This is a genomic window from Streptomyces sp. NPDC047072 (assembly GCF_040643855.1).
Classification (GTDB): Bacteria; Actinomycetota; Actinomycetes; order Streptomycetales; family Streptomycetaceae; genus Streptomyces.
The window spans coordinates 1-15,772 of record NZ_JBEYVC010000029.1; the positions used below are offsets into that span (position 1 = coordinate 1).

13 protein-coding genes and 1 pseudogene are annotated in these 15,772 nt (G+C 69.2%); 6 read left to right on the forward strand and 8 right to left on the reverse strand.

Going from position 1 to position 15,772, the window contains the following annotated elements; translation table 11 throughout:
- The 5 genes and pseudogenes from ABZ896_RS15435 to ABZ896_RS15455 form a co-directional block, all read right to left on the reverse strand.
- A pseudogene (locus ABZ896_RS15435) lies at window positions 1-185 on the reverse strand (Toxic cation resistance protein); the annotation flags it as partial.
- Window positions 182-1,012 carry a molybdate ABC transporter permease subunit gene (gene modB / locus ABZ896_RS15440; protein ID WP_360928054.1) on the reverse strand — a complete coding sequence of 277 codons (831 nt, stop codon included), beginning with the start codon at window positions 1,010-1,012 and terminating at the stop codon, window positions 182-184. The gene modB and the pseudogene ABZ896_RS15435, both read right to left, overlap by 4 nt.
- 68 nt (window positions 1,013-1,080) lie before the next feature.
- Complete coding sequence (modA, locus tag ABZ896_RS15445) at window positions 1,081-1,887, reverse strand: molybdate ABC transporter substrate-binding protein (protein WP_360927824.1); 807 nt, start codon at window positions 1,885-1,887, stop codon at window positions 1,081-1,083.
- A 132-nt stretch (window positions 1,888-2,019) separates the two neighbouring features.
- On the reverse strand, window positions 2,020-2,418 hold the full coding sequence (locus tag ABZ896_RS15450) for a helix-turn-helix transcriptional regulator (RefSeq protein ID WP_360927827.1): 399 nt from the start codon (window positions 2,416-2,418) through the stop codon (window positions 2,020-2,022).
- A 37-nt stretch (window positions 2,419-2,455) separates the two neighbouring features.
- Window positions 2,456-4,408, reverse strand: coding sequence for an amino acid transporter (locus ABZ896_RS15455; RefSeq protein WP_360927830.1), 1,953 nt, complete (start codon window positions 4,406-4,408; stop codon window positions 2,456-2,458).
- Between the two features lie 519 nt (window positions 4,409-4,927).
- Between ABZ896_RS15455 and ABZ896_RS15460 the strand changes: the two genes are divergently transcribed.
- From ABZ896_RS15460 to ABZ896_RS15480, 5 genes are all read left to right on the forward strand, one after another.
- Complete coding sequence (locus ABZ896_RS15460) at window positions 4,928-6,820, forward strand: NAD-binding protein (RefSeq protein WP_360927833.1); 1,893 nt, start codon at window positions 4,928-4,930, stop codon at window positions 6,818-6,820.
- Between the two features lie 308 nt (window positions 6,821-7,128).
- Window positions 7,129-8,424 carry an extracellular solute-binding protein gene (locus ABZ896_RS15465; protein ID WP_360927836.1) on the forward strand — a complete coding sequence of 432 codons (1,296 nt, stop codon included), beginning with the start codon at window positions 7,129-7,131 and terminating at the stop codon, window positions 8,422-8,424.
- Window positions 8,425-8,430: 6 nt separating this feature from the next.
- Window positions 8,431-9,429 (forward strand): sugar ABC transporter permease, encoded by a 999-nt coding sequence (locus tag ABZ896_RS15470; RefSeq protein WP_360927839.1) that lies wholly within the window; start codon window positions 8,431-8,433, stop codon window positions 9,427-9,429.
- The gene (locus tag ABZ896_RS15475) at window positions 9,426-10,253 is read left to right on the forward strand and encodes a carbohydrate ABC transporter permease (protein WP_360927842.1); all 828 of its coding nucleotides are present in this window, start codon (window positions 9,426-9,428) and stop codon (window positions 10,251-10,253) included. Before ABZ896_RS15470 ends, ABZ896_RS15475 begins: the two co-directional genes overlap by 4 nt.
- Before the next feature lie 52 nt (window positions 10,254-10,305).
- On the forward strand, window positions 10,306-11,334 hold the full coding sequence (locus ABZ896_RS15480) for an endo-1,4-beta-xylanase (RefSeq protein ID WP_360927845.1): 1,029 nt from the start codon (window positions 10,306-10,308) through the stop codon (window positions 11,332-11,334).
- Between the two features lie 6 nt (window positions 11,335-11,340).
- Here the strand turns inward: ABZ896_RS15480 and ABZ896_RS15485 are convergent, their stop codons facing one another.
- The 3 genes from ABZ896_RS15485 to ABZ896_RS15495 form a co-directional block, all read right to left on the reverse strand.
- Complete coding sequence (locus tag ABZ896_RS15485; protein WP_360927847.1) at window positions 11,341-12,366, reverse strand: LacI family DNA-binding transcriptional regulator; 1,026 nt, start codon at window positions 12,364-12,366, stop codon at window positions 11,341-11,343.
- A gap of 189 nt (window positions 12,367-12,555) precedes the next feature.
- The gene (locus tag ABZ896_RS15490) at window positions 12,556-12,753 is read right to left on the reverse strand and encodes a DUF5999 family protein (protein WP_360927850.1); all 198 of its coding nucleotides are present in this window, start codon (window positions 12,751-12,753) and stop codon (window positions 12,556-12,558) included.
- Window positions 12,754-13,114: 361 nt separating this feature from the next.
- Entirely contained in the window at window positions 13,115-13,699 is a 585-nt protein-coding gene (locus ABZ896_RS15495; RefSeq protein ID WP_360927852.1) for a hypothetical protein, read from the reverse strand.
- Window positions 13,700-14,249: 550 nt separating this feature from the next.
- On the opposite strand from ABZ896_RS15495, the gene ABZ896_RS15500 reads away from it, so the two are divergent.
- Window positions 14,250-15,767, forward strand: a complete 1,518-nt coding sequence (locus ABZ896_RS15500; protein ID WP_360927855.1) for a glutamate-cysteine ligase family protein — start codon at window positions 14,250-14,252, stop codon at window positions 15,765-15,767.
- Window positions 15,768-15,772 lie beyond the last annotated feature (5 nt).

The following is a 15,772-nucleotide window of genomic DNA, read 5'->3' on the forward strand; positions in this document are numbered from 1 at the left end:
GCCTCGGGGGTTTCGGCCTCGGGGGTCTCGGCGGTGGAGGCTTTGGCCTCTGGGGTTTCGGCCTCGGGGGTCTCGGCGATGGGGGCTTTGGCCTCTGAGGTTTCGGCCACGGGGGTTTCGGCGGTGGAGGCTTTGACCTCGGGGATTTCGGCCACGGCGGCTTCGGTCTTGGGGGTTTCGGTCATGGGGTGGTCATCCAGCGGTCGCGCAGTCCGGCGAGGACGGCGATGGAGACGGCGAGCAGGACCAGGCTGAGGGCGATCGCGGAGGCCGGGTCGTTCTGGAGGGCGAGGTAGACGGCCAGCGGCATGGTCTGGGTACGGCCGGGGAAGTTGCCGGCGAAGGTGATCGTCGCGCCGAACTCGCCCAGGGCGCGGGCCCAGGCGAGGACGGCGCCGGCGGCGATGCCGGGGGCGATCAGGGGCAGGGTGACGCGCCGGAACGCGGTGAAGCGGGAGGCGCCCAGGGTGGTCGCGGCCTCCTCGTAGCGGGGGTCGGCGGCGCGCAGGGTGCCTTCGACGCTGATGACGAGGAACGGCATGGCCACGAAGGCTTCGGCGATGACGACGCCGGTGGTGGTGAAGGGGAGCGTGAGGCCGAACCAGGAGTCCAGCCATTTGCCGACGACGCCGTTGCGGCCCAGTGCCATGAGGAGGGCGACGCCGCCGACGACCGGGGGGAGCACCAGGGGGAGGGTGACGAGGGCTCGTACGAGGCCGCGGCCGGGGAAGTCCACGCGGGCCAGCAGCCAGGCCAGGGGGACGCCGATGACCAGGCTGACCGCGGTCGCCGCGGTGGCGCAGAGCAGGGAGAGCTGGAGGGCCTGCCAGACCTCGGAGCTGGTGAGCAGGTCGGGCATGCTGCGCCAGGGGGCGCGGATCAGCAGGGCGATCAGGGGGAGGGTGAGGAAGGCCAGGCCGATCAGGGCGGGGACGAGGAGGGGGAGTGGGGCGCCGCCTTGGTTCTTACGGCTCTTGCGGAGGCGGGTGGCACTGCTCTTGCGGAGCCGGATGGCACGGCGGCGCCGCGGGCCACCGGTGAGGGTGTCCGCGGCGTCGGCCTTGCCGGTGGCGGGGCTGGTCACGGGTTCAGGAACCCGGCCGCGGTCAGGACCTTCTGGCCCTCGGCGGACTGCACGAGCGCGATGAACGCCTTGGCGGTCTCGGTGTTCTTCGACTCCTTGAGCAGGGCGATGGGGTAGTCGTTGATGGCGTCGGCGGACTCGGGGAACTCCACGCCCTCCACCTTGTCGCCGGCGGCCTTCACATCGGTCTTGTAGACGACGGCCGCGTCGGCCTCCTTGAGGACGACCTTGTTGAGGGCGGACTTGACGTCTTCCTCGTAAGAGACGGGCGTGAGCTTGAGCTTGCTGGCGGTCAGGGCCTTCTCGGCGGCGGCGCCGCAGGGGACCGTCTTGTCGCAGAGGACGACCTTGAGGTCCTTGTCGGTGAGGTCCTTCAAGGAAGCGACCTTGTCCGGGTTGCCGGGCAGGGTGGCGATCTCCAGCTGGTTGCGGACGAAGGTGGCCGGAGCGGTGGCGTTGTCACCGGCGTCCGTGACGGTCTTCATCGTCTTGGGGCTGGCGGAGGCGAACACGTCGGCCGGTGCTCCGCCGGTGATGGACGCGGCGAGGGAGTCGCTGCCGCCGAAGCTGAAGGTGACCTTGGTGCCGGGGTGGGCCTTCTCGAAGTCCTGGCCCAGCGTCGTGAAGCTCTCCTTGAGGGAGGCGGCGGCGAATACGGTGATGTCACCGGTGATCTTCGTCCCGGAGGTCGACGCCGATGCCCCCGACTTCACGGAGTCCGAGTCGTCGGAGGACGAGCAGGCGCTCAGGGCCAGCAGCGCGGCGGCGGTCGCTCCGGCAAGCTGCAGGGTTCGGCGGGTCATCAGGGGCGCTCCTCGGTCTGTCGACATCCGTGCGGCGATGATACTGCCGCATCTGCGAGGCATACGTCTCCTGTTGCATTGCATGAGCTGCATAGATGTCGATTGGAGATACGCATGTGCGGTTTCGGGTCTTCAGGTGCGGTCGATGTGGACGTTGGTCGACTTCACCCGGGCCGTCGCCTCCATGCCGACCTCCAGGCCCAGCTCCTCCACGGCTTCGCGGGTCAGGAGGGAGACGAGTCGGTGCGGGCCGGCCTGGATCTCGACCTGGGCCGCCACGTCGCCGAGCTTGATGGCGGTGACGATGCCGGGGAAGGCGTTGCGGACGGAGGTGTACGACGTCCCTTCCTCGCCGCCGCTTCCGGTCCTGGCGAGTTCGACGGAGAACGCGGCGAGGTCCCGGCCGTCGATGACGCGCCGCCCGCCTTCGTCGCGGTGGGTCTCGATCCGGCCCGCGTCGGCCCATCGACGCGCGGTGTCGGGGCTCACGCCGAGCAGTCGTGCTGCCTGGCCGATGGTGTAGGACTGCATGCGGTCACGATAGGGCCGCTGGTCACCGGGGAGCGGGTCAGCCCGTGTGGACTCGGGGGCGGTGGGGGCGGTTTGGTTCTGCTTCTCGGAGGACCTCTCGGGTGACCGGGGCGACCTCGCCCTGGCCGAAGAGGAAAAAGCGGAGGAAGTTGGCGAAGGGGTTGCCCTCGGTCCACTCGAAGTAGATGTGGGGGGTGCAGCCGGTGGTGTCGCGGACGTGCAGGAGGAGGGCGGCCAGGGCGTTGGGGATGGAGGAGGACTCGAGGGTCAGGACGCGGTAGCGGTTGTGCAGGACCTCGCCGCGGACCGTGAGGCTCGCCTCGAACTCCGAGGGGTCGAGCACCGTGACCTCGACGAAGACGAAGTCCTCGCCGGGGATGTCGTTGTCCTCGCGGATCTGCTCGATCTTGTCCCGGTACTCGGCCTGGTCGCGCTGGTCGGGTTCGTTGGCGATGAACCGCATCTTGCGGCTGGCCATGTCGCGGATGAAGCGTTCGGCCATGGGGTCGAGCGTCACGCTGGTCACGCGGAGTTCGAAGGCGCGGGCAAGGCGGGAGAGGAGGGAGACCAGGATGATGCCGGCGATGAAGCAGGCGCCGATCTTCACGCCGTCGGGGCGCTCGATGACGTTGGCGACCGTGACGTAGAGGAAGACTGCGGAGATGACCGCGAAGGCGATGGTCCAGCCGCGTTGGCCGGCCTTGCGGGCGGCGATGGTCACGGCGATCGCGGCGGAGCTGATGAGGACCAGGACGCCGGTGGCGTAGGCGCCGCCCTGGGCGTCGACGTCGGCGTTGAAGATCCAGGTGACCAGGAAGGCGATCAGGGTGAAGACGATGACCATGGGGCGTACGGCGCGGGCCCAGTGGGGGGCCATGCCGTAGCGGGGGAGATAGCGGGGCATCAGGTTGAGGAGGCCGGCCATGGCGGAGGCGCCGGCGAACCAGAGGATGGCGATGGTCGAGACGTCGTAGACCGTGCCGAAGGCGCCGCCGAGGTACTTGTGGGCGAGGAAGGCGAGGGCACGGCCGTTGGCCTGGCCGCCTGCCTCGAACTCCTTCTCGGGGATGAGCAGGGTGGTGATGAAGCTGGTGGTGATCAGGAAGACGCTCATGATCACGGCGGCCGTGGTGAGGAGCTTCTTCGTGTCCCGGATCCGGCCGGCGGGGTTCTCCTCGGTGTCGCCGGGGTCGCCCTTCACGTGAGGCATCACCGCGACGCCGGTCTCGAAGCCGGAGAGGCCCAGGGCGAGCTTGGGGAAGACGATCAGGGCCACGCCGATCATCACGAAGACGTTGCCGTGCTCGGTGGTGAGGGCGTTGGACCAGTCGGTGATGACGTGTTCGGCGGTGATGACGTGCCAGAAGCCGACGATCACGACGACGACGTTCAGGGCGAGATAGGCGCCGACCAGGGCGACGGCGACGCCGATCGCCTCCAGGAAGCCCTTGAGGAACACCGCGCCGAGCAGGGCCACGAGGACGAGGGTGATCAGCATCTTCTGGTCGTGCAGGGCGCTGTTGAGGTGCGGGTTCTCGACGAGGTGGGTCGAGGCGTCGGCCGCCGAGAGGGTGATGGTGATCAGGAAGTCGGTGGCCGCGAAGCCGAGCAGGGTCAGGACGAAGAGCTTGCCCTTCCAGAAGGTCAGAAGGCGTTCCAGCATCGCGATCGAGCCCTGGCCGTGGGGGCTCTCCTCGGCGACGCGGCGGTAGACCGGGAGGGCGCCCGCGAGGGTCACGACGACCAGGACGATGGTGGCGACGGGGGAGAGGAGACCGGCCGCGAGGGCGGCGATGCCGGGCTGGTAGCCGAGGGTGGAGAAGTAGTCGACACCGGTCAGGCACATGACCCGGTACCAGCGCTGGCCCTGGTGCTCCGGCTCGGGTTCGGGCTGCTCGGCCTGCTGGCCGTTGCCCTTGGTCATGTCGGACAGGCCCTCCAGCATCCAGGCGCGCAGGCGGCTGGGCGCGGGGTGTTCGGTGGTGGCCATCGCGTGCTCCTGATGTGCGGCTCAGCGTGAGGATTCCGGCCATCACGCGGACGGCGGCACCAGCGTAAGCGGAGAGTGACGCGTGGGCCCACGGATGTGGGGGCACAGGGCGTCAAGCTTCCGTTAAGACTCACTGCGGAGGGCCTGCGGCGCATCAGGGAGGGCGGTTCGTGGAGGTTATTGTGTGTTTGGGCTGTATGGGGGGTGGGTGGGGGTGGATACCGAGCGTCATCTTGTCGACGTAGGCCGAAGAGAGGGCGATGGGGATGCCAAGGGGTGGGGGGAGTGGCTGGAAACGGGCGCCCGGTACGGCCCCGCACACCTCGTGTGCGGGGCGCAGGGGCTGGAGAGGCGATAGGGACTGCTGAGGTCATTGCCCTGTGGGCTTGGCATGTTCTTGGCGGAAACTTGGATCACGGGGATCGTCCCGGTGGAACAGGGCCTGGGGCGCCTGCCGTTCTGCCTGGTGTGACGTCAATTCTTCCCGCTCGTACGGGGCTCGGGCAGAGAACGCAGCACATGGTGATCTGTGGGGACGACGGACTCGCGCACCGGCTGGCGGTCGAACTGGACGGGGTGTGCGGTGAGATGGTCACCGTCGTGCTGCCGTCCGTGAGCGACGAGCGCGGTGTGGAGATCGCGGCGTTGCACCACGACCCCGACTCGCCCGTGGAGCTGCATGTCTCGGCCCGCCCCGACGAGCGGACCCTGCGCGCGGCGGGCGTCGAGCGGGCCGCGGCCCTCGCCCTGACCTACCGGGACGACCAGGTCAATGTGACGGCGGCCCTGCTGGCGCGCACGCTCAACCCCTCCGTACGGCTGGTCGTGCGGATGTTCAACCGGGAGCGCGGCCGGCATCTGGAGCGGCTCCTCGACCGGGCGGCGGGGCTGTGCGGGGACCTCGCGCAGGACACCTCCACCACGGTGCTCTCCGACGCCGACACCGCCGTACCGGAGCTCGTGGCGGCGGCCGCTGTGGGGCACGGGCACACCCTCCAGGTCGAGGGCCGGGTCTTCCGCGGTGTCGTACGGCCCGCGCGGACGGCGCAGCAGGCCGGTGACCTGGCCACCCTCGCCGTGCTGTCCGGTGCGCACCAGGACGATCCGGCGAGCCAGGACAGCGCGGAGGCGCCCGGGGAGGACGGCATCCAGCTGCTGCCGGACATCCGGAGCGCCCACCAACGGCAGGACACGCACGGGCGGCTCATGCTGGAGGAGGTCACCCAGCAGCTCTCCGAACCGGCGGTCCGTGCCGGGCGGTTGCGGCCGCGCAGCTGGGTGCGGGCACGGCTCGCGCACCTGCCGTGGAGGGTGCTGCTCTCCAATCAACTCGCCGCTGTGTACGGGGCGTTGGCGGCGGTCGTGGTCGGATTGTCCACCGCCACCGCGCTGTTCGCCGACGAGCACCCGTGGTGGAAGAACTTCTACCTGCCGCTCCTGGACATCTTCACGATGGGTGACCCGGCCACCGACGAGCCGGTCGCCCGCCGGGTGCTCCAACTGATCGCCGGTTTCGTGGGGTTGGCGGTGCTGCCGCTCGTCGTCGCGGCGACCGTGAACGCCACCGAGGCGTTCCGCACCGCTTCGGCGAGCCATCCGCCGGACGACGACGTGAACGGGCACATCGTCCTGGTCGGCCTGGGCATGGTCGGCACCCGGGTGCTGGATCGGCTGCACGCCACCGGGCACCGGGTGGTGGCCATCGAGCGCGACGCGCAGGCCCGCGGGGTCACGCGCACCCGGGAACTCGGCGTACCGCTGATCCTTGAGGACGCTGCGGCGCCCGGGGTCCTCGAGCGGGCCCGGGTCGGCCAGTGCGGTTCGCTGCTCGTCCTCACCCGCGACGACGGGCAGAACCTCGATATCGTCATGGCCGTGCGGGAGACGAACCCGGCCGTGCGGGTCGTGACGCGGTTCTACGACGACGGCTTCGCGGCGACCGTGCAGCGCACCCTGCGTGCCTCCTACCCGGACGCGCTGACCCGGAGCAGAAGCGTTTCCGCACTGGCCGCGCCCTCGTTCGCCGCGGCGATGATGGGGCGCCATGTCCTCGGGGTGATGCCGGTGGAGCGTGGGTCGCTGCTGTTCACCTGCGTGGACGTGGCCGGGCATCCGGAGCTGGAGGGACGGTCGGTGCGCCAGGCGTTCCGGGAGAACGGGTGGCGGGTGCTGGCCGTGGGGGCGGCGGCGGGGCCGTTGCCGGAGTCGCCGGGGATGGACGTTCCCGTGGGGCTGCGGCCCGACCGTGCGGGGTTCGACTGGCGTCCGGTGCAGGCGAGGGTGTTGCGGGCGGGGGACCGGGTGGTGCTGGCCACGACCCGGCGGGGGCTGGAGATCCTGCTGACGGGCGTGCGGTCGCGGCCGGTCGGGCGGGAGCGGCGGGACGGGACGTCCCAGGGCGGCGGGGCCTGAGTCGGGGCGGGGCCTGAGTCGGGGGACGCCTGGTCGCGGGGGCGGACAGCGTTGTCTTGCCGGTGCTCCCCAGCCTCCCCGGTTCGCTTCGTAATGTTCGCCAGTGAGATCGAATGTTTCGGTCGGTCTGGTGTCGTAGGCGCGCATCCCGGTGTCGTGACAGGCCGGGCCGGGATATCCGTTCTCTTCGCACGCTCAACATTCCTTGTGTTCAAGGGGTTGCCACCGTTCAGCGGCTGTCTCTAGGGTGCGGCAACAGCGAAGCTTTCTGGATCAACTCCGAAACTTTCGGACCCAAGGAGCGCATCATGGGCGACCCGGCACTGTCCCGCCGCGGCTTTCTGGCGGCGTCCGCCGCTGCCGGCGTGGGCATGACCGCACTGAGCGGCTGCGGCGGCGACTCGGACGGAGGATCGTCCGACGGGACGACCACGGTCGAGTGGTGGAACATCTCCACCACCGAGCCGGCCAAGGGTGTCTGGGCGGCTCTCGCCAAGAAGTTCGAGGCCCAGAACCCCAAGGTGAAGCTGAAGATCGTCCAGTTGGAGAACGACGCCTACAAGTCGAAGATGACGGCGCTCACCGCCTCGGGGAAGCTCCCGGACGTCTTCCACACCTGGGGCGGCGGCGTCCTCAAGCAGCAGGTCGACGCCGGGCTGGTCGAGGACCTCACCGAGAAGACCAAGCCGTGGTCGGACAGCCTGCTCAAGGTCGCGAAGGCGCCGTATCTCCTCGACGAGAAGGTGTACGGCATCCCGTTCGACATCGGCATGATCGGGTTCTGGTACAACAAGGCGCTCTTCCAGCAGGCGGGCATCGCCGAACCGCCCACCACCTGGGGCGGGTTCCTCGAAGCCGTGAGCAAGCTGAAGTCGAGGAAGATCACGCCGATCGCCCTCGCCGGCAAGGAGAAGTGGCCCGGCATGTACTACTGGGCCTACCTCTCGATGCGCACCGCGGGCGCGAGCGCACTCCAAAAGGCGTACGACGACAAGGACTTCACCGGCGACGAGTTCGTCCAGGCCGGTGCGCACCTCAAGGACCTCGTCCAACTCCAGCCGTTCCAGAAGGGGTTCCTCAACGCCGCCTACTCCACGCCCACCGGGCAGGCGGCGACCGTCGGCAACGGCAAGGCGGCGATGGAGCTGATGGGCCAGTGGGCGCCGTCCGTGGAGGCCGACTCCGGCAAGGGGCTCGGCAAGGACCTCGGCTTCTTCCCGTTCCCGGCCGTCGAGGGCGGAAAGGGCGCCATCACCGAGGTGTTCGGCGGAGGCGGTGGACACGCCCTGCGCCGGGGCGCCCCGCAGGCGGCCGTCGACTTCCTGAAGTTCTTCGCCTCCGAGGCCACCGACCTGGAACTGGTCAAGAAGACCGGCACCCTCCCCGTGGTCCCCGGCGCCGAGAGCGCCATCTCCGACCCCAACACCAAAGCCGTACAGGCCCAGTTGAACGCCGCCACCGGCTTCCAGCTCTATCTCGACCAGGCGTACGCGCCCGCCGTCGGCCAGGAGGTCAACGACAGCGTGGCCGCGCTCATCGCCGGGTCCAAGTCGCCCGCGCAGGTGGCCCAGTCGATCACACAGGCCGCGAAGGAAGAGCAGTAGCCGCCGATGACCTCCACGTTCCTCGCAGACAGGCGGAGCGGTTCCGGCACCGATCTCCCGCCCCCGGAAAGGATCAGGGCCCGGGGGCGGGTCCGGCGGCGCGTGCTCAACTGGCTTACGGCGGTGGCCTTCCAGGTGCCCGCGCTGGTGCTGTTCATCGGCCTGGTGCTGCTGCCGATGCTGTTCGCGCTGTACGCCGCGTTCTTCCGCTGGGGCGGCTTCGGCATGCCCTCCGACTACGTCGGCGTCGACAACTTCACCGACCTCTTCGACAACCCGGTGTTCCTGGGCGACCTCTGGCGCTGTCTGCTCCTGGTGGTGCTCTCGCTCGCGCTCCAACTGCCGTTCGCGCTCGCCATGGCCGTGGCGCTCAACCAGCGGCTGCGCGGGCGGGCCGTCTACCGGATGCTGTTCTTCGCGCCGTACGTGCTGTCCGAGGCGATCACCGGTGTGCTGTTCAGCATGATCTTCGCGCCGGACGACGGTCTCGCCGACCATCTGCTGGGCCTGGTCGGGCTGGACGGCATCGGCGGGGAGTGGTTCGCGGAGCCCTCCACCGTCATGGCGACCGTCTTCATCGTCATGACCTGGAAGTACTTCGGCTTCCACATGATGCTCTATCTGGCCGGACTCCAGTCCATCCCGGCCGAGTTGAGGGAGGCGGCGCTCATCGACGGGGCCAACCCCTGGCAGGTGTTCCGCAACGTCACCCTGCCGCTGCTCGCCCCGACCATCCGGATCAGCGTCTTCCTGTCGGTCATCGGCTCGATCCAGCTCTTCGACCTGGTGTGGGTGATCACCCAGGGCGGTCCCGACCACCACTCCGAGACCATGGCCGTGACCATGTTCCAGTACGGCTTCAAGCGCTACCAGGTCGGCTACGCCAGCGCGATCAGCGTGGTCATGTTCGGCATCTGCCTCGTCTTCGCCCTCGCCTACCAGCGGTTCGTGCTCCGCCGCGACCTCGAAGGGGCCACCACGACGATGAGGGGGGACGGGAAATGAGCCGTAACAACGCGCGTACGGTGCCGCTGCACCTGGTCCTCGTCCTGGTCGGCGCGCTGATGGTCGTACCCCTGGTGTACGCCGTCCTGTCCGGCTTCAAGTCGACCGACGAGCTGTCCCGCAACCCGTTCGGGCTGCCCGAGCACTGGCTGACCGGGAACTACACGGACATCCTCGGCTCCGGCGACTTCTGGAAGCTGCTCGGCAACAGCACGCTGATCGCGGTCGCCACGACCGTGCTGGTCGTCGCGGTCTCCGCGCTCGCCGCCTTCTCCTTCGCGCGGTTCGCCTTCCGGGGGCGGGAGGCGCTGTTCACCTTCTTCACGATGGGGCTGATGTTCCCCTTCGCGGTGGCGGCCCTGCCGCTCTTCCTGCTGCTGCGCTATCTCGGCCTGCTCGACAACCCGTTGGGCGTGATCCTGCCGCAGGCCGCCTTCGGGCTGCCGATGACGATCATCATCCTGCGGGCCTTCTTCCGGGAGATCCCGGGGGAGTTGGAGGAGGCCGCGACCCTCGACGGGTGCAGTTCCTTCGGCTTCTTCTGGCGGGTGCTGCTGCCGATGGCGCGGCCTGCGCTCGGCACGGTCTCGGTGCTCGCCGTCGTCACCAGCTGGAACAACTTCATGCTGCCGCTGCTGGTGTTCACCGACAACACGTGGTGGACGCTGCCGATCGGCGTCCAGCAGTTCCAGGGGCAGTACTCCGCCGAGTACGCCCGTGTCTTCGCCTATCTCGTCCTGGCGATGGTCCCCGCCCTCGCCTTCTACTCGGTCGCCGAGCGGCAGCTCGTCGGCGGGCTGACCGCCGGTGCCACGAAGGGCTGACGGCACTTTCGAAAGTACGGCTCACCCACCCCCGCATGTGAGGAGTCGCCCCATGCGCAAGAAGAGACTGGTCTGTGTCCTCGCCGCCGTGCTCGTCGCGGTCACCGGCCCCGCCGCCCAGGCGCACGGCAAGCAACCCACCCTCGCCGACCTCGCCCAGCGCCACGGCCGCTACTTCGGCAGCGCCACCGACAACCCGGAACTGGTCGACGGGCCGTACAAGGCCGTCCTGGGCAGCGAGTTCGACCAGACCACGCCGGGCAACGGCATGAAGTGGTACGCCACCGAGCCGCAGCAGGGTGTCTTCGACTTCTCCAAGGGCGACGAGATCGTCGACTTCGCGCGCGCCCACCACCAGAAGGTGCGCGGCCACACCCTGGTCTGGCACAGCCAGTTGCCCGGCTGGCTCACCTCGCGCGAGTGGACGGCCGACGAGCTGAGGGCCGTACTGAAGAACCACATCCAGACCGAGGTGCGGCACTACCGGGGCAAGGTCTTCGCCTGGGACGTCGTCAACGAGGCGTTCAACGAGGACGGCACCTACCGCGAGACCGTCTTCTACAAGACCCTCGGCCCCGGCTACATCGCCGACGCCCTGCGCTGGGCCCGGCAGGCCGACCCCAAGGTCAAGCTCTACCTCAACGACTACAACATCGAGGGGACCGGGGCGAAGAGCGACGCCTACTACACCCTCGCCAAGGAGCTGAAGGCGCAGGGCGTCCCGCTCGACGGCATCGGCCTCCAGGCCCATCTGGCGCTCCAGTACGGCTATCCGACCACCCTGGAGGACAACCTCCGCCGCTTCTCCAGGCTCGGTCTCGACACCGCGCTCACCGAGGTCGACATCCGGATGATCCTGCCCGCGACCGAGGAGAAGCTCGCCCAACAGGCGCAGTGGTACGCCGACTTGACCGACGCGTGCCTCGCGGTGCGGCGGTGCGTGGGCATCACGATCTGGGACTACACCGACAAGTACAGCTGGATCCCCGCCTTCTTCGAGGGCCAGGGAGCCGCGTTGCCGTGGGACGAGGACCTCCAGCCGAAGCCGGCGTACTACGCGATCCGGGACGCGCTGAAGTAGAGGGCCTCATCGAAGAGCTGGTGGTGCGGTGCTCGATCGCACCACCAGTTCCGTCCCCAACTCCACGCGCGGGGAGTCGGGTTGTTCGTCGCGGGCCAGCTTCAGGACCGTGCGGACGGCCAACTTGCCCATGTCGGCGAGGGGTTGGCGGATGGTCGTCAACGGCGGTGCCGACCAGCGGACTTCCGGAAGGTCGTCGAAACCCACCAGGCTCATGTCCTCCGGCACCCTGAGGCCGCGCCGCCTGAGGGCCTCGACCGCGCCGAGGGCCATCTGGTCGCTGGCCGCGAAGATCGCGGTGGGTGGTTCGGGCAGGTCGAGGAGTTTCTCGCAGCCGGCGAACCCGGACTCCGGGTGGAAGTCGCCGGGGACGACCAGTGACTCGTCGAGGGTGAGCCCGGCGCCCTCCAGGGCGGCGCGGTAGCCGTCGAACCGGGCGCGTGAGCACAGCAGCCGGGGCGGTCCGGCGATCAGGGCGATCCTGCGGTGCCCCAGCGACAGCAGGTGCTCGGTGGCCGCGAGCCCGCCCGACCAGTTGGCGGCGCCGATGGTGGGGGCGTCCAGGGCCGGCGAGCCGGACGGGTCGACGACCACCAGCGGAACCCCGAGGACACGCAACTCGTCGTGCAGGACCGGGTCGAGGGCCGAGGTGACGAGGATGACGCCGTCCGAGGCGCGGGCCCGCAGATTGCGCATCCACTCCCGGGCGTCGCCCGAACGTCCGTGGATCGCGGAGACGACGGTGCCGACCCCGGCCGCGTGGGCGACCTCCTCGACCCCGCGCAGGATCTCCACGGCCCAGGGGCTGTCGAGGTCGTTGAAGACGAGGTCGAGCAGGGCGGCCCGGGTGCCGGGGGACGCGGGGCGCTTGCGGTAGCCGTACTGCTGGAGGAGCCCCTCGACCCGGGCGCGGGTGGCCGGGGAGACGTCGGAGCGGCCGTTGACGACCCGGGAGACGGTGGGCACCGAGACCCCGGCCTGCCGGGCGATCTCCGTGATGGTGACTCTGCCCCTGGCCTCGCCTGCTGCCACTTCCCCCACCTCCGCGTCGGAGTCTCGGAACTTCCAGGAGTCTTCCGGAAAAGTGGGACCATATACAAGGGATTACGGGGAGTGATCGGCGACGGACATGCGTCGGGGCCGGTGCGCAGACGGTTCGCTGCGAGCCGGCCCCTCAAGGTCTCCGGGCGATACGGCGGAACGGCGACCGCCCGGCGCCGCTCAGGCGGCGGTCACCACCGCGACCGGGCGGTGCGGGGCGATGATCCGGCCGTCGGGCAGGAGCTCACCGGTGTCCTCGAAGAGCAGAACGCCGTTGCACAGCAGGCTCCAGCCCTGCTCCGGGTGGTGCGCCACGAGGCGGGCGGATTCCCGGTCGGCGGAGTCGGCGGTGGGACACGGTGGCTTGTGCTGGCACATGGGTGGGATCTTTCGCTGTGTTGTGGTCATGTCGTCCCCCGTTGTGATTACTCACTCCGAACCCAGTGTTGCCCCACGGGCGTCAATCCGCAGGGATTTCGCATCACCACTTCTTCACAGGTTGATGACGCATCACCCGGCCGGACGGTTCACTCCAACTGGACGGTCCCTTCGGGTGGTTCGCGGCGACCGGATGGGACTAGTCCACCTGGGTAGATGCCACTCATCGTCACGGGAGAGCAATTGCCTGCTCGTATGAGCAATTGGGTTCCTGTGTTTTTCGTACGACCATAACCGCGCGGAAAACAGCGTCGTACCCCGCTACCCGGAATTCGGCGGCGGGGTACGAGAGGGGTTGATCTCAGGCGGGCGAGCCCAGCAGTGGTGCGCGGGTCACCCGGTGGGTCAGCACCGGGAGGAGCTCGGCGGCCAGGTGCGGTCGGTGGGCCGCGATGCCGGGCGGGGCGGGCGCCAGCGGGACGAGCAGATCGGTGGCGGCGAGACGGCCTGTCGCGGCGTCCGCGTCGCAGTCGCCGTGCAGCCACAGCGCGAGCATGTACAGGCCGGGGATCGACAGCAGGCGTGGTTGGTAGGCATGGGGCAGGACGTCGGCCTGGCGCAGCGCGCGCTCGGTGGACGGGATGTACGGGCCCTCGAAGAAGTGCGAGAACGCCCAGCCGTCGGGGGTCAGCATGGTCTCGGCCGCGGCCACCGCGCGATCCCCGCAGCGGATCAGGAAACGCCACCCCGTCAGGTGGGTCGTCGAGCCGCCCGCGGTCGAGGCGGAGTCCAGTACGTGCACGGGCAGCGGGAGTTCGGGGGAGGCGGGACCCTGGGCGCGCAGCAGGGAGGGGGTTCGGGCCTCGCGGACCGCGGTGGGCGAACCGAGTGCGGTGAGGACGGTGCGAAGGGCAGGTGCGGGTGCCGGGGGGACATGCAGCGGCATGGTGGGTCGCCTCTCATTCGACAGGCACGATGGCGCGAGGGCGGGGGCGGACGGCGCTGTCAGCTCACGGGATCGCTCACGAGGTCAGAGAGGCGGGGGCCGGGGTCCGGTGGCGCGGGTACGGATGAGGTCTGCCGTACGTCACCTGACGGCAGGATCCAGGACCGCGGGTGCCAACCCTCTGCCTTGCTCGCGGAGTTTATACGACATGTGTTCAGACGATGTTTCGTCTAGCCGTTTTCGGTGGACTCGGCAAGGTTGCATCCGGTCGGCGATACGTGGGAATCATCCCGATTCCGCAGCGGGATTTCGCCGGTGACCTCGGAGAATGCCGGAGGTGACGGTCGGCCAATTCCCATCGGCGTTTTTCACGAGGTTCTCAGGGAACTCGAAACTGTCGAGAGTTCCATGCCGAGGGAATGTGCCACCGGTCACATCGGCCAGGGTAGCGGGCTCCGGCCCCGCGTGGGACGTTATCGATCGTCTCGGCTGGGCATCCTTCCACCTGACTCGTGACGCATCGGGTGACACATCGAGGAGGGACCCTTCGATGGGGGAGAAGGTCGTGGCAGGCGGGTTCGACCTGTCCGATCGCCAGCGCTACCGCGACAAGCTCAGGCAGTGCCTGTCGGGGCTGGAGCGGCTTCTGGCGGAGCAGCGGTTCGACCGCCCCAAGAACCTCATGGGGCTGGAGATCGAGCTGAATCTCGCCGGGGCCGACGGCATGCCGCGCATGCTGAATGCGGAGGTTCTCGAACGCATCGCAAGCCGAGATTTCCAAACAGAACTCGCCATGTTCAATCTGGAAGTCAACATAGCCCCACACCGTTTGGGTGGTCGGGTATTCGACCGGCTCGCGGAGGAACTCCGCACCTCGCTGGCATATGCCCATCGGAAAGCGGGCGAGGTCGACGCGGGAATCGTGATGATCGGTATTCTGCCGACGCTCGACCGGGACGACCTGGTCTCCTCCAATCTCTCCGACGTCGACCGCTACACCCTTCTCAACGATCAGATCGTGGCCGCGCGCGGTGAGGACTTCGTCCTCGACATCGACGGTGTGGAGCGGCTGACCTGTACCTCGAAGTCCATCGCGCCGGAGGCCGCGTGCACCTCCGTGCAGCTGCATCTCCAGGTCACGCCGGGCCGGTTCGCCGATGTGTGGAACGCCGCGCAGGCGGTGGCCGGCGTACAGATCGCCGTCGGGGCCAACTCGCCCTTCCTGTTCGGGCGTGAGCTGTGGCGGGAGTCCCGGCCGCCGCTCTTCCAGCAGTCCACGGACACGCGTCCGCCGGAGCTCCAGGCCCAGGGGGTGCGGCCGCGCACCTGGTTCGGGGAGCGGTGGATCTCCTCGGCGTACGACCTCTTCGAGGAGAACCTGCGCTACTACCCGGCCCTGCTGCCGATCTGCGACGACGAGGATCCGCTGGAGGTCCTCGACGAGGGCGGGGTGCCCTCGCTCGCCGAACTCGTCCTGCACAACGGCACGGTGTACCGCTGGAACCGGCCCGTGTACGGCATCGCCGACGGCGTTCCGCATCTGCGGGTCGAGAACCGGGTGCTGCCCGCCGGGCCGACCGTCGTCGACGTCGTCGCCAACGCGGCGTTCTACTACGGCCTTGTCCGCGCGCTCGCCGAGGAGTCTCGGCCGGTGTGGAGCCGGTTGCCGTTCTCGGCGGCCGCCGCCAACTTCGACGCGGCGTGCCGGTACGGGATCGAGGCGCGGATGACGTGGCCGCGGCGGGGGCGGTACGGGGGTGTGGTCGAGGTCGACGCGGTGAGTCTCGTACGGGATGAACTGCTGCCGCTTGCCGAGGCGGGGCTCGCCGCGTGGGGTGTCGAGCCTGCGGACCGGGAGTTGTATCTCGGGGTGATCGAGGAGCGGTGTCGGCGGCGGGTGAACGGGGCGTCGTGGCAGGCGGCGACGTTCCACCGGGCGCTGGAGGCGGGGCTGTCGCGGGACGCCGCGCTGGCGGCGACGACTCGGCGGTACAGCGAGCTGATGCATCGGGGGGAGCCGGTGCATGCGTGGCCGGTGGGGTTGCCGGAGCGGGTTCCTCTCGGGTAGGAGGC